The 12,881-nt window shown below is 70.1% G+C and carries 15 protein-coding genes; 4 read left to right on the top strand and 11 right to left on the bottom strand.

The window, feature by feature from the left end:
* The 4 genes from NLX83_RS35530 to NLX83_RS35515 form a co-directional block, all read right to left on the bottom strand.
* Window positions 1-708, bottom strand: coding sequence for a hypothetical protein (locus NLX83_RS35530; RefSeq protein ID WP_254239650.1), 708 nt, complete (start codon window positions 706-708; stop codon window positions 1-3).
* A 281-nt stretch (window positions 709-989) separates the two neighbouring features.
* On the bottom strand, window positions 990-1,301 hold the full coding sequence (locus NLX83_RS35525) for a hypothetical protein (protein ID WP_254239649.1): 312 nt from the start codon (window positions 1,299-1,301) through the stop codon (window positions 990-992).
* Between the two features lie 31 nt (window positions 1,302-1,332).
* Window positions 1,333-1,896: a hypothetical protein gene (locus tag NLX83_RS35520; RefSeq protein WP_254239648.1), complete on the bottom strand. Its 564-nt coding sequence runs from the start codon at window positions 1,894-1,896 to the stop codon at window positions 1,333-1,335.
* Window positions 1,897-1,925: 29 nt separating this feature from the next.
* Window positions 1,926-2,900, bottom strand: coding sequence for a helix-turn-helix domain-containing protein (locus NLX83_RS35515; RefSeq protein WP_254239647.1), 975 nt, complete (start codon window positions 2,898-2,900; stop codon window positions 1,926-1,928).
* A 51-nt stretch (window positions 2,901-2,951) separates the two neighbouring features.
* On the opposite strand from NLX83_RS35515, the gene NLX83_RS35510 reads away from it, so the two are divergent.
* Window positions 2,952-3,344 (top strand): cupin domain-containing protein, encoded by a 393-nt coding sequence (locus tag NLX83_RS35510; RefSeq protein ID WP_254239646.1) that lies wholly within the window; start codon window positions 2,952-2,954, stop codon window positions 3,342-3,344.
* 5 nt (window positions 3,345-3,349) lie between these two features.
* Entirely contained in the window at window positions 3,350-4,003 is a 654-nt protein-coding gene (locus tag NLX83_RS35505; RefSeq protein ID WP_254239645.1) for a class I SAM-dependent methyltransferase, read from the top strand.
* On the opposite strand, the gene NLX83_RS35500 is transcribed toward NLX83_RS35505, so the two are convergent.
* From NLX83_RS35500 to NLX83_RS35480, 5 genes are read right to left on the bottom strand one after another with little or no spacing between them, the layout of a single operon-like run.
* Window positions 3,981-4,601, bottom strand: a complete 621-nt coding sequence (locus NLX83_RS35500) for a DJ-1/PfpI family protein (RefSeq protein WP_254239644.1) — start codon at window positions 4,599-4,601, stop codon at window positions 3,981-3,983. The genes NLX83_RS35505 and NLX83_RS35500 overlap by 23 nt on opposite strands.
* On the bottom strand, window positions 4,598-5,248 hold the full coding sequence (locus tag NLX83_RS35495) for an HD domain-containing protein (RefSeq protein WP_254239643.1): 651 nt from the start codon (window positions 5,246-5,248) through the stop codon (window positions 4,598-4,600). Before NLX83_RS35495 ends, NLX83_RS35500 begins: the two co-directional genes overlap by 4 nt.
* A gap of 39 nt (window positions 5,249-5,287) precedes the next feature.
* Window positions 5,288-5,701, bottom strand: coding sequence for a MarR family winged helix-turn-helix transcriptional regulator (locus NLX83_RS35490; RefSeq protein WP_254239642.1), 414 nt, complete (start codon window positions 5,699-5,701; stop codon window positions 5,288-5,290).
* A 50-nt stretch (window positions 5,702-5,751) separates the two neighbouring features.
* The gene (locus tag NLX83_RS35485) at window positions 5,752-6,579 is read right to left on the bottom strand and encodes an ABC transporter six-transmembrane domain-containing protein (RefSeq protein ID WP_254239641.1); all 828 of its coding nucleotides are present in this window, start codon (window positions 6,577-6,579) and stop codon (window positions 5,752-5,754) included.
* A gap of 51 nt (window positions 6,580-6,630) precedes the next feature.
* Window positions 6,631-7,593 (bottom strand): tyrosine-type recombinase/integrase, encoded by a 963-nt coding sequence (locus tag NLX83_RS35480; RefSeq protein WP_254239640.1) that lies wholly within the window; start codon window positions 7,591-7,593, stop codon window positions 6,631-6,633.
* 150 nt (window positions 7,594-7,743) lie between these two features.
* On the opposite strand from NLX83_RS35480, the gene NLX83_RS35475 reads away from it, so the two are divergent.
* Window positions 7,744-8,631, top strand: a complete 888-nt coding sequence (locus NLX83_RS35475) for a hypothetical protein (protein ID WP_254239639.1) — start codon at window positions 7,744-7,746, stop codon at window positions 8,629-8,631.
* A gap of 1 nt (window position 8,632) precedes the next feature.
* On the opposite strand, the gene NLX83_RS35470 is transcribed toward NLX83_RS35475, so the two are convergent.
* On the bottom strand, window positions 8,633-11,101 hold the full coding sequence (locus NLX83_RS35470) for a hypothetical protein (RefSeq protein ID WP_254239638.1): 2,469 nt from the start codon (window positions 11,099-11,101) through the stop codon (window positions 8,633-8,635).
* 56 nt (window positions 11,102-11,157) lie between these two features.
* The gene (locus NLX83_RS35465) at window positions 11,158-12,030 is read right to left on the bottom strand and encodes a S1 family peptidase (RefSeq protein ID WP_254239637.1); all 873 of its coding nucleotides are present in this window, start codon (window positions 12,028-12,030) and stop codon (window positions 11,158-11,160) included.
* A 124-nt stretch (window positions 12,031-12,154) separates the two neighbouring features.
* Between NLX83_RS35465 and NLX83_RS35460 the strand changes: the two genes are divergently transcribed.
* The gene (locus tag NLX83_RS35460; RefSeq protein WP_254239636.1) at window positions 12,155-12,769 is read left to right on the top strand and encodes an SDR family NAD(P)-dependent oxidoreductase; all 615 of its coding nucleotides are present in this window, start codon (window positions 12,155-12,157) and stop codon (window positions 12,767-12,769) included.
* The last annotated feature ends 112 nt before the right edge of the window (window positions 12,770-12,881 follow it).

Below are 12,881 nucleotides of genomic sequence, written 5' to 3'. Positions count from 1 at the left end.
TCAGTTGTGCGTCACCACCGCCACGACGTCCTCGGCCTGTCCCGTCACGACCAGCCGGATCCGGTTCCGGATGGCCAGCCCGTCACTGATCTTGGGGAACTTCGCTTCCAGCTGCGCGATGGGCCCGGCCTGTTCCTCTGGTGTCGTCGGATGCCTGAGGCCGCGCACGGCGCTCAGCACGGAGCTCACCACTGGCTGGATCCCGTTGGCCTGGCAGAGCAATCGCAGTGTCCGCGCGTCGCCGAGGTGGGCGATGTGCAGCTCGATCGCGCCGTTCTGGTAGCCGCCTAGCAAGAACTCCTGCACGTCGCCGTGCGCGAGGGTCAGCGGCGTCTCGAAGATCAGGTCGTACTCCGGCAGCTCGAGCACCGCGCGCACCATCCCGTACCGTCCGACGCGGTACCCCTGGAGGAACAGGTTGGCACCCTCGCGCTCGATCAGCTCGCCGAGGCCGTCGAGGTCCGCGCGCATCTGCCCGGACAGGCGCAGCAGGATCGCCGGTCTGCCGCTCAGTCCGACGAACAGTGGGGCGTCGTACCTGTCCCGGAGCAGTTCGACGTAGGAGATGATCTGCGTGTGCACCCAGTGCTCGTCCGCCGGGCGCTGCTGGCGCGCGAACTCCACGATCTGCTCCGTCTTGCTGGGCTCCCCGACCGGCGGCATCAGCGCGGTCGGATCGGCGGACGTCTTCCTGCGGAACCAGGCCATGGACCGACGCTAGGCCGATACTCCGGGACCCCTCCCCGCCGAACTAGGCCGTCCCGCACATAGCCACCAACGATCGTCAGGCCCCTCCGAACCATCCCCAGCGCAGCCCAAAATCCCGTTTCGTACTCAAAACGGGTTTTTGGAGCGCTCTTTTTCCCGTTATGAGTACGAAACGGGGTTCTCTAGACGGAGCGCGCGGGGGTTGGGGTGTGCGGGCGGGTGGAGTGCATGGGCTGAGTTTACTTGGTGGGCGGAGTGCGGGCGGGGCTTAAAGGAGACGGCTAGCCGGTGCGCCGGATTTTGATGATCTTGGATCGGTAGTCGAAGGGCTGGCAGGTCCGCCGCTGCGCCGACGAGTTGTAGACCCTCGAGTCGTTGGGCAGCGGGTAGTCGATGAGCGAGTTGAACTCACCCGCGCAGTAGCTGTCGGCGTTGACGCCGTGCGGGGTGTCGATCGTCCCGCCCCCGACGAAGCACACCCCGCCGCTTCGATTCGAGCCGACCCAGGCGTTGTTCCGTTCGGCGTCGGAGAGATCGCCGCACCGCTTGTGCTCGATCCTGACACCGGCGTCGCCCGCCATCTCGCCGGACACGGGTGTCCACCGTTCGGTTGGTGAGCCCGGCTTATCGCTGCGCCCAGCCAGCCGCTCGGACGATGTGCTCCGCCGCACCCCAGGGCGCGACCCCGTTGCGCTCCATGTCCTGGGTCAGGCCGTCCATGATCGCGAGCATGATCCAGCGCAGCCTCGCCAGGCCCGGGTCGAGCCGCCCGTAGACGCGCAGGCATTCGTGGGTGTCCTCGACGCTCGTCGCCACGGCGAGCACGCCGCGCCGGAGGGCCTGCTCGCCGGTGGCCCAGCTCTGCTCGCTTTCGCCGGAGAGGTCGAACCGCAGTCCGCGATAACCCAGCGCGGAGGTGAACTGGGGCACGGTGACTCCGATCCGGGCCGCGGACAGCGAACTCCACATCGTGGTCAGCCACAGCAGCCCGTACATCAGCCTGGTGGGATCGCCGGCGGCGACGCGGTCGAGGGCCTGTTCCGCCTCGTCGTGCTTGGCGATGTTGAACGAGGTTCGGACCGCCTGTTCCAGCTCGACCAGGTCCCTGGGCGACAGGTACTCCGCCAACGGCCGCGGCACCTCCGCGAAACGCCCGGACTGCCTGTCTTCGACGCGCACTGTCTCCACGGCGCCGCACTGTATCGGCCGCGACCACCTCAGAGTGAACCGTCAGCGCTTCCGAAGCGGCGGCGATAGGCGGTGGGTGTGAGACCGGTCCGCCGTCGCATCTGGGTGCGCAGGTTGGAGGCCGTGCCCAGCCCGCTCGCCTCGGCGACCCGGTCGAGCCGGAGTTCGCCGCGTTCGATCAACCGGCAGGCCAGGGTCACCCGTTCCTCGGTGAGCCACGCCAGCGGTGTCGTCCCCAGTTCGGTCTGGAACCGGCGGTGCAGGGTCGCCTGGCTCATCGCCGCGCGCCGCGCCAGGTCGGCCACGGTGATCGGCCCGGCCAGATTCTGTTGCGCCCAGCCGAGAATCGGTGCCAGGGAAGCGTCCGGCACGGCCGCGACGGGGCGCTCGACGAACTGGCGCTGCCCGCCGTCGCGGTGCGCGGCGAACACCAGGCGGCGGCTGACCGCGTTCGCGATCTCGGCGCCGTGATCGCGGCGGATGAGGTGCAGGCCGAGGTCCAGCGCGGCGGCGCTGCCCGCGGCGGTCAGGACGTCGCCGTCGTCGACGTAGAGCACGTCGGGTTCCAGGAGCACTGCCGGATAACGGGCCGCGAACCGTTCGGCCCACATCCAGTGCGTCGTCGCCCGGCGTCCGTCGAGCACCCCGGCCGCCGCCAGGGTGAACGCGCCGGTGCAGAAGCTGACCAACCGGGTGCCGCGCGCGGCCGCTCGCCGGACGGCCGCAACCACCGCGGGTGCGGGACCCGCTTCGGGATCGGGCCGGTTGGGGACGATCAGCGTGTCGGCGGATTCCGCTGCGTCGAGCGTCGCCACCGCCGACAGCGTGAACATGCCGCCGTGCATCGGCACCGAAGGCTCGGCGGAGCACAGGGTGAACTCGTACCACGGCCGGTCTAGCTCCGGTCGCCGCAGCCCGAACAGCTCCGTGGCCACGCCCAGCTCGAACGGGTTGGAGCCCTCGTCGACGAGCACCACCACGCGGTGCGAGGATTCACGCGACATGTGCGATTTCTAGCACTTCCGGCGCGCGGTGGCGTGCCCGACGCTGAAACGGTGAGCAACGAACCCCTCGCCCTGCCCGCCGCGCTGGCCACCTTCGACGAGCTGTGGGACCCGCGCATCATCGCCCAGGTCAACGACTACGACGTCCGGATCGCCAAGGTGGCCGGTGAGTTCGCCTGGCACAGCCACGCCGACACCGACGAGTTCTTCCTTGTCCTGCAAGGAGAACTCCGCATCGGCCTGCGCGACGACGAGGGTGAGCGCGAGGTCGTGCTGCCCCAGGGATCGATCTTCGTCGTCCCACGCGGGATCGAGCACAAGCCCTCCTCCGCGGGCGGCGCGTCCATCCTGTTGTTCGAGCCGACCGGAACCGTGAACACCGGCGATCGGCACGAGCCGCTGCCCGCGCACATCAAGACCACCACGGGCCGCGCTCTACGCTGATCACCGTGTGGGAATGGGATTCCTCCCTGTACTCCGGCAGCGCGGAGTACTACGCGCGAGGCCGGATCGCCTACCCCGATGCGGTCGCCGACGCCCTCGTGGCCGAGATGCGGCTCGACGGTTCGGGGCGCCTGCTGGACGTCGGTTGCGGTCCCGGTTCGCTGACCTTGTTGCTGGCCAACGCTGTCGAGCAGGCGATCGGGCTCGACGCCGATCCCGGCATGATCGACGAAGCCCGGCGGGCGGGAGTCCCCAACGCCCAGTGGCTGCACATGCGCGCCGAGGACCTGCCCGCCGGGCTCGGTCGATTCAGGCTGATCACCTTCGCCCAGTCGTTCCATTGGCTGGATCGGCCGCGCGTCGCCGCGGCGGTGCGGGGCAGCCTTCCGCGCGGCACGGCCGAAGGCGAGGCGGAGATCTACCGTGCGGCAGGGTTCGCCGAGCTCCGGCGGATCACCGTGCCAGGCCGCGTGGTCACGCGAGTGGCTGACGACATCGTCGCTGCGGTGTTCTCGCTGTCCAGCTCCACGCCGCACCTGTTCGGCGACCGCCGCGCCGAGTTCGAGTCGGACCTTCGACGGCTCCTGATCGACACCAGTGCGAGCGGGGTGTTCAGCGAGCAGGCGCGCGAGATCGTCATCGACCTCTGGCGCCCGTGAGCGGTTCGTCTGCGAGGTAAGGCGGAGCGGGCTCGTACTGGAGCTGCCGCCGCACCTGCCTGGCGTGCTCGCGACCGTGCAGCGCGCCGACGAGCCACAGCGCGCTGTCGATCCCGGCCGAAACTCCTTGACTGGTAAGGAGATTCCCGTCGACAACGTAGCGGGCGTCGCTGACCACCGTCACGTCACCGCGCGCTCGCAGCTCCTCCTCGTAGTCCCAGTGCGTCGCCACGCGGCGCCTTCGCGCCGGACCCGCGGCGTGCAGCAGGAAGGCGCCGGTGCAAACCCCGACCACCCAGTCGACCTCCGTGGCGGTCTTGGCGAGCCAGCCCGTCACCACCGGGTTGTCCGGCTCGGCCAGTCGGGCACCGGGGCCGCCCGGGACCAGCACGACGTCCAGCGGCGGGTGGTCGTCCAGCGTGTGGTCCGGCAGCACGCGCATCCCCTTGCCGCAGCGCACGGCGTCGGGGTGTTCGGCGAGGAGCACGACCGTGTCCGCGCCGTCGCGGAGCATCGCCGAGGTGGTGAAGACCTCCCACGGCCCGGCGAAGTCCAGGTCCTCGGCTCCGTTGAAGATCAGCAGTCCGTACGTGGTCATCCTTGCCAGCCTTCGTGGTCGTTCCAGCTCGGCTCCCGGCTCATGAGTTGCTGCCAGGTCGGCCATTGCTGCCCGGTGACCTGGCGCACCAGTTCGCCCGGCATCGTGAACGGCGGCGCCTTCTGCGGCTTCGCCAGTGCCTGGTCGACGATCGCCTTGTGGAGCGCGGCGGCGCCGTGCAGCCGGGGCAGCTCGGCGTGCACGCGCTCGGCGTAGCCCTCCGGCAGCGGGTGCTCGGGGTTCGGCCCCAGGTCGTATCCGGCGCCGAGCGTCACGAGCGCGATCTCCGGCCGCTTGCGCTGCGCCACCTCGAAGCACAGGTGCAGCGCGATCGCGTCCCAGACGACCTCGACCCGGTCCGCCGCGACGCCCTGTTCGGTGAGGAACCGCGCGGCGAGGTCGGCGCCGTCGATGTCGAAGCGCTGGTCCCCGTTGCCCTCCTCGCTGAGCCCGATGTCGTGCAGCACGCAGCCCAGGAACAGCAGTTCGTCGTCGTAGTCGAGTCCGGCCCGCAACCCCTTGCGCTCACCGAGGAAGCGGCCGTAGAGGTACGTGCGCATGCTGTGGTTGAAGACCGCGGGCTCTTCGAGGCGTCGCGCGAAGCGCGTGGCCCCCAGCGCCAGGTCGGTCTGGGGGAACTGGTCCAACGGGAAGACCTCCAACCTTCAGGTTGCCTGAAGCCTAGCTCAAGCTTCAGACAACCTGAAGGCCGCCCGCACGGCTTTTCCGACCTGGCGCTGCACCGGATCGGCGGCCGGACCGAACAGGCGCTCGTCCACCTCGGCCGCGATCCTCTTGGCCTCACGGAGCAGGTCCTCGCCGCGCTCGGTCAGCTCGATCGTGGACGCCGACCCGGCCCTGGCGGTGAGGTCGCGCACCAGACCCGCTGCCACCAGCGCTTTCACCGCGCCGTGCACGGACTGCACCGAGATCCTCGACATCCGCGCCAGCTCGCTGAACGACGCTCCGGGCACACCCGCGATGTGCCCGAGCAACCCGAGCCTGCGCACCGTGAGGTCCAGCGGGGCCAGTGCCGCGCCCAGCTCGTCCTCGATCCGCCTGGCCAAGGCCAGGAGCACGATGGACGTACTGTTCGTCACGGCCGGGCGATTCTCCGTTGTCACCGCCACAGTCTGCCCGGCGGCTCGGCTCAGCGCGCGAAGCGGCGCACGACGTCGAACGCCTGGACGGTGCGCTCGACGGTCCACGGCAACACGTCCAGGCCCCGCGCGAAGTTGAACAGGTACGCCAGCGCGGCGTAGATCGTGCCGACCGCGACCACGGGCTCCTTCGTCAGCAGGACGAGCGTCGCGATGGCGGCGAGCATCGTGCAGATCTCGGTCGAGCCCCAGGTGCGCGCCTCGGCGTCGGACAACTGGATGCGCAGCCCGACGATCTGCGAGAAGTGCGTGCGCACCTTGGTCCGGTCGCGTTCGGCGATCACGTCGACCTCCCGCTCGGCGGCGTCGTTGAGCGCGCCGTTGATCTCGGCGGAGCGCCTGCCGAAGCGCCAGCTCAGCACGGTGACCGGGACGAGCAGCAACGCCGCCAACCCACCCGCCGCAGGCTGGTAACCGGCCAGCAGCACCAGCGACGCGACGCAGCCCAACGCGGACGTGATCGCGCCGGGGATGTCGTGCTCCAGGAAGTCGACCAGCTCCCTGGCCAGCGCCGCGCGGCCGGACAGCACGGCGGTGGAGGAGTCCTGGCGCCGGTCGATCATGTCCACCACGACGTCGGCGTACATCCGCGCGAACAGCCGCGTGTCGTAGAGCTGCCGGGCCACGCCGACCACGGTCAGCGTCAGGTACACCGCCGCCAAGGGGATGAGCGCGGTGAAGTCCTTGGCCAGCAGGCCGTCGATCGCCAGTCCGGTGGTCAGGGGGACCGCGGTTTCCAGGCCCAGCACTCCGAGGCTGAGCGTGTACGTGGCCGCGATCCGCCACCGGGCGCGCCGGAACTGGGGAGGCCAGGTCATTCCGTGATGACATCAGCGGGAGAACTCGCGTGGCAAACGAATAATGCTTCGTCAGAACTCCTTGGCGGGTCGGGGAATGAGGGCTTGCTGGCCGAGTTCCTGCCAGTCGGGGTGGTAGCCGTCGGGGTCGTCGGGCAACGCGAGTTGGCGCGGCGCGGGCGCCATTTCCCGTAGTTCCTCCCATGACGGCAAGGAAATCCGAGCTCCCTCGGCCACGAGGGTTCCGGCGGCGTGCGAGAGCTGGCTCGGCGTCGTCCCCGGCCCGAGCCCGGCGCGGTGGGCGCTGCGGGCAGCCAGGCGGGCCAGGTCGATGACGGCGAGCGGGCGCGGCTGGACGGGGTGGACGAACACCCGGCGCTGGTCGGTCTCGGGGCGCTCCGCGAGCCAGGCGGCGAGGTAGCCCAGCACCGGCTCCGGCAGGGGCACGAAGCGCGAGCGGTCGCGGATGCCGCCGCGCCGCCGCAGGTCGCGCAGCGTCGCGGTGATGATCCGCTCGGGCCGCCAGTGCAGGCTCAGCAACAACCCGAGCATGCTCGCGCCCAGCGGGCCGCCGAGCCACGGATCGCGGTGGGCCTGCACCACGACGGCGCGGAGCGCGGCCGCGTCCAGCACCGGTGGCCTGCGGCGGGGGTGCGGGACGTACGCGGCGACGGCGTCGAGCGCGCGGGCCTGCCGCACCGGGTTGTCGGCGAGCAGCCCGGTGCTGGTGCAGTGCCGGTAGAAGGAGCTCCACGCCGTGGCGGTGGTGGCGATGGTGTTGCGCCGCCGCACCGGGTGCTCTTCGGCGGTGAGGTCGTGGCGGTGGCCGGTGAGGGAGCGGCAGTAGTCCAGGACGTCCTCCGCGCGGGCGTCGAGGAGGTGCCGCTGGCGGTGCAGGTAGAGCCAGGTCGCCAGGGCGTGGAGGTCGCGGCTGTAGCGGTCGCGGGTGTGGTGGGAGGCCAGGGTGGTCAACCACGCGGAGACCAGCCGCACGAGGTCCGCGGTGGTGACCGGAGAGCGTGACGGATCTGCCATGCCCGTGATGGTGGCACCCACCCCTGACAGTCCGGTCATTGAATGTGAAACATTGCGCTGAGCAGGCGGGATCGCCATTTCATCGGAATTTCACCGCTCCCCAATACGGTCCGCTTTCCGATTTGCCCCTGCTCGTGGAGGAGTACCCGTATGAAGCGATTCACCGCCGTGGTCGGCATGACGGCGATGACCGCCGTTGTCGGAATGAACGCCGCGCCCGCCGTCGCCGCACCGTCCGCCGAACACGCGCGCGGCGTGGTGGCTGCCCCGAACGAGCAGGCGGTGGAGAGCCTGCGCGCGCTGATCGGCGGAGGCTCCGACCAGCAGACCATTCGGCAGAACCTCGAACAGCGGTCGGTGATCGCCTCGCCGCAGGTGTTCGAGGGCCTGATCATCGCGGCCGCGAAGCAGGACAACCCGAACGTGACGGCCGCGGACCTGGAGAAGATCCTCGCCGCGTTCCGGGACATCGCGAAGATCATCGCCAACGTCAAGCCGATGGACATCGAGCGGGTCTTCAAGGGCATCACCGAGGCCGCGCTGGCCGTCGCCGAGTTCCAGGCCACCGGCAACCTCGACGCGGCCCGGCGGGTGCTCTGCGGCTCCGGCAGCGCGGCCGCGGGCAGCCTGGCCATCCTCTCCGACGTCGTCCGGCTCTACGAGGCGAGCGCGAACCTGCCGCAGATCGCGCACATCCTGAACCTGCTCGACCCCAGGACCCCGGAGGGCGCCAAGCTGTTCGCCTCGCTGCCCGAGTTCGCCAGGACCCCTCAGGTGAAGGCCGCGCTGGTGGCGCTCTCCGACATCGGCCGGACGCTGAACAAGATCGACAAGCACAAGGTGATCGCCCTGGCCCGGGACTGGGCCGAGGCCGCCGCGCGCTGCGACGTGAGCACCATCCTGAAGCTGCCCGAGCTGATGGTCCGCACCTTCGACATGGCCCGCGAGATCCTGCGCATCCTGCTCTCCTCCAAGCTCGGCGACCTCAGCGCGATCCTGTCCCCGGCCGAGGCGAGCCGGGTCATCGCGATCCGCTAGCTCAGGTGAAGGTCGGGATGGGGAGGTGCGGGCCGAGGTAGCCGACGTAGAGCGTGCCGGTGGCGGCGAGGTCGTCGTAGTAGTGCAGCCTCGGCGCCGGCGGCTGCCACCTCTCGATCCGGACATGGGCCTGGTAGAGGGCTTCCCCGCTGGGGTCGGTGTCCGGGGAGACCGGGAAGACCCGGGCGCGGTACGCGCGCTTGTCGGCCAGGGTCGTGACGGATTCCGTCGGCGCGACCAGGGTCGGGGAGATCGCCGCGCCCGGGTGCCCGCCGCGCAGGAAGGCGACGAAGTTCTCCGGCCGCTCCGCGCCGCGGGCGCTGTCAGCGTAATGCGCGAGGCTGGTGAGGACGTCCCAGGTGCGGCGCCGCCACACCGCGGCCTTGGTGTGGTCGTCGAGAGGCGCGGCGGCACGCGGGTCGGCGGTGAAGGTGAGCGAGGTCAGCTCCTCGGCCGCCACAGCGAGTAGTTCGGCGAAGCCGGCGAACTCCCGCGGCTCGGCTTCGTCGGGGACGTCGGCTTCGCGCGGGATGATCGCCGCGTAGCGACCTCGGACGCGCGACAGGTGCCGGAGCGCGGCGTCGCGTTCGGCTTCCAGGCCGTCCCGGTCGGCGTAGGCCGCGGCGAGGTCGCGTTGCGCCTGGTCGAGCTGGGCCAGCACATCGGAGACCTCAGCGGAGACGGGCCGCTGCTCGGCGCGCAGCCGGTCGAGGTCGCTGACCGCGTTGGCGTGGTGGCGTTGGGAGATCTGCAACTGCGTCCTGACCTCGGCGAGCTCCGCGCGCAGGCGCTCGGCCTCCGCCACGGTGATCACGTCCTCGGCCGGGGCGGCGCTGCCGGTGGCGGCCTCGTCCCACCACCGGACCAGCACGTCGTCCTCGCACCACGGAGACGGCAGGGCCTGGTAGTTGCGCTCGCTCAGGCGCAGCGCGATCGCATCGTCGAGCGCGGGGTCGCCGACTGAGTACGACCGCCCGCGCAGGGGTCCCTTCGGCGAGGCGAACAGGCGGAGCTGGCCACGGGGGAAGGAAGGCAGCGGCGGGGTGATCGGAGCGAGGTTGACGCGCCTCTCCTCGCTGATCACGAAGACGTTGACCAGGCCGGGCCAGGCTTGCGGAAACGGGTCCGTCGCGGTGCTGGCCAGCAGGACGGTGTGGTACTCGCTCGCCGTCACCATGCCGTCCGCGACGACGTTGAGCAGTTCCTCCGCTCCCGGCGCGGTGTCCATGGCGGAGAAGTCGAACGACGCGGTCGACAAGGGGGAGCCCTGGGCGTCCCTGCACGACTTGACGAGCGCGAGCACACCGAGGCGGTTCATGGGAGCGATGTCGCGCGGGGTCCACGGCCGCCCCGTCACCGACAACGTCAACCAGTTCAGTTCGCCCAGGGTTGTCGTGGTGCGCAATGCGAAGAGCGCGCGGGTCCGGACGCCGTCGTCCTCGACCCAGTGCGCGTGCAGGTAACCGTGGTCGCCACGGATGTCGACCTCGTCGACCGTCACCCGGCCCCCGGTCGTGCCCGCGTGCTCGACGAGATCCTTGAGCAGGCGTTCGACCGCGTCGGCGCCCAGCGCGACGAGGTCGCCGTGCTGCCATACGCGCCACTTGTCCGAGGTCTCGCGCGGTTCCGGGAGGACGGCGGCGGGCGCCGCTTGTTCGGGCCATGGCCAGTACCGCAACAGGTTCCGGACGTGGTCGTCGGTATCCGGTGCCTCTGCTTCGGCTTCGGCCAGCGCGGACGCGGTGTGCTCGCCGAGCCGCCACATGACCTGTGGATGCTCCTTTTTCGCTTTGGCCGCAACGGAAACCATGTCGTCTTCGACGCAGGCGTAGAGCAACGTCGCCAGCGCCGGGGTCAGCAGTGCGCGCGCGTAGTGCCCCTCGGGGGACCGCGTGTTGCCATCGGGGCACATCAGGGTGACGGCGAGCTCGATCGTTTCGGCGAGGGTCTTCGACAGTTCCGTCACCACGTTGACCCGGTGCACGGAGAGCTGGCTGTGCATCGGCTTGCTGACCAACAGGAACAGGCTGAGCATGGTCCGTTCGTCGTCGTCGCCGAGCTCCGTGAGCCGGCCCCTGCTGCGCATCCCACAGGCGAAGACACCCGCGAGGTGACCGATTCCGCCGGTCGGCAGGGCGATGTCGGGCGAGTCGGGGAACAGCAGCAGCGGCGCGGGCGAGGGAGCGTGGTCCCACAGGTAAGGCGGGACCGGCGCGGTCGGCAGCGAGACCAGCCGCTCGCACAGCCGGGCGTCGGTGAGGTAGATGTCCCCCGTGCGCGCCCACAGGTGGTACATCGGCGCGATCATCACCTCGGGGTGCTCGCCTCCGGCACCCATCTCGATGACCCCGTCGGCCAGGCCGTCCAGCACCGCCCTGCGGCCACAGTCGAGAAACTCGTCGCGTCTGTGCGAAGCCGCTTCGAGGACCTTGTCCCGCAAGGACTTCTCCCGCATGCCCGCGCTGGTCACGGTTGCTCGTACCTCTTCTCGATGGGGTGCTGTCGGCACACCGAGAATAGAGCTGCTCAGCGGATGTCGTTGATGAGGCGCGCCAGGTGCGGGCGGAAGGTCGCGACCTTCGTGTAGTAGTCCGGCGCGGCGGGATCGGCGCTCGCCGACCACGCGGCCACCCCCGCGAGACGGCCGTTCACCACGACCGGCGAGCCACTGTCGGTGGCGCGCAAGCGAATCGCGCGTTCCGTGCCCACGCACAGGTACGAGGACTGGTCGTAGCTCACGCCGTGCCAGCGAGGAGGGACGAAGCGCGCGCTGTCCGCCGCCCTCCGCACGCACTCGGCGTCCTCGCCGACGGTGGTCGGCGCCTGCCACAGGACGGGCGTGTCATCGGGCGACATGCGCCAGCCGTAGACGGTCGCGGCCTCACCCGCTCGCGGCGCGGCGTCGGCCATCGGGAGCGTCGGCGTGTCCACCGGCTCGGCCAGCGTCACCAGGCCGATGTCCGCCGACGCCATGGTGATGCGCCCGAACGCACCACCGACGAAGGACTCCTCGGCAACCCCTTGCGTGTAGCGCGGTTCGAGCCAGGTGCCCGCGACCTTCACGACCCGCCCCGCATTGCCGCGCAGATCATCCCGCCCGATCGTCACGGTCAACTCCGAGGGCTTGGAGTGCCCGAGGCAGTGGGTCGCGGTGACCACGGCCCTCGGTGCGACCAGCGTGCCGACGCACAGCTTGTTGCCCGGCCGGTCGGACATGGTGGTGGGATTGCCGATGACCACGACCCACGGTGCCGTTGCCGTGGACACCGGACCGCTTCCCGGAATGATGTCGGGCTGCGGTCGCGAGTACTCCCAGACCAGGAACGGCGAGTAGGCCACGATCGGCGTCAGGATCACGAAAAGCGGCCCGAGTACCCACCATTTTCTTGCTTTGGACATGTTTGTAGTCATATATCCATCGCGGGAATGTGTCGTCTCCCGAACGGCATATATCCCGGAGGCTTGACCTTGACACCGATGTCAGGCTTTACCGTTGCCGTCTTCGAGCAGCAGGGAGTGGAAGATGCCGGGAGCCGTTGTCATCGGTGCCGGACCGGGAATCGGCCGCGCGGTCGTCCAGCGGTTCGCGCGGGAAGGGCTGCCGACCGCCGTGATCTCGCGCTCGGCCGCCGACGTGGGCGCGGAGTTGGCACTGACCGCCGACAGCACGGACGAAGAAGCGCTGCGAGGCGCGCTCGACGCGGTGACCTCGCAATTCGGGTTGCCGGACGTCGTGGTCTACAACGCCGCGCTCGTCCAGGCCGACGCACTCGGTGAGCTGTCAGTGCGCGGGCACCTCGACGCGTGGGCGGTGAACGTGGTCGGAGCTGCGACCACGGCGGCGCACGTGCTGCCCGCGATGGCGCGGCGCGGCAGTGGCACGTTCATCATCACCGGCGGGATGCCGCGGCCGAAACCGGAATACGTCAGCCTTTCGCTCGGCAAGGCGGGGGTGTGGACGTTGGTTGCGCTGCTTGACCAGCAGTTCGGGGCGGCGGGGGTGCATGTGGCGAGTGTGACCGTGGATGGGGCGGTGGTGGCGGGGACCGGGTTTGATCCGGGGGTGATCGCTGAGCATTACTGGCGGTTGCATGAGCAGGGGGTGGGGGAATGGGAGCTTGAGGTTGTGCATGGGTAGGGGGCTTCCAGCTCTTGTTGGCTGGGCTTCCAGCTGGGCTGGGCTTCCAGCTTGCGCCGGTACCAGCGGTGGGGTCGGCTTGACCTGGGGGCCCCTTGCGCGTGCCCTTGGG

Origin of the sequence: Allokutzneria sp. A3M-2-11 16, assembly GCF_024213555.1 — a bacterium.
Taxonomy (GTDB): Bacteria; Actinomycetota; Actinomycetes; order Mycobacteriales; family Pseudonocardiaceae; genus Allokutzneria.
This window is presented reverse-complemented; position numbering and strand designations above follow the sequence as displayed.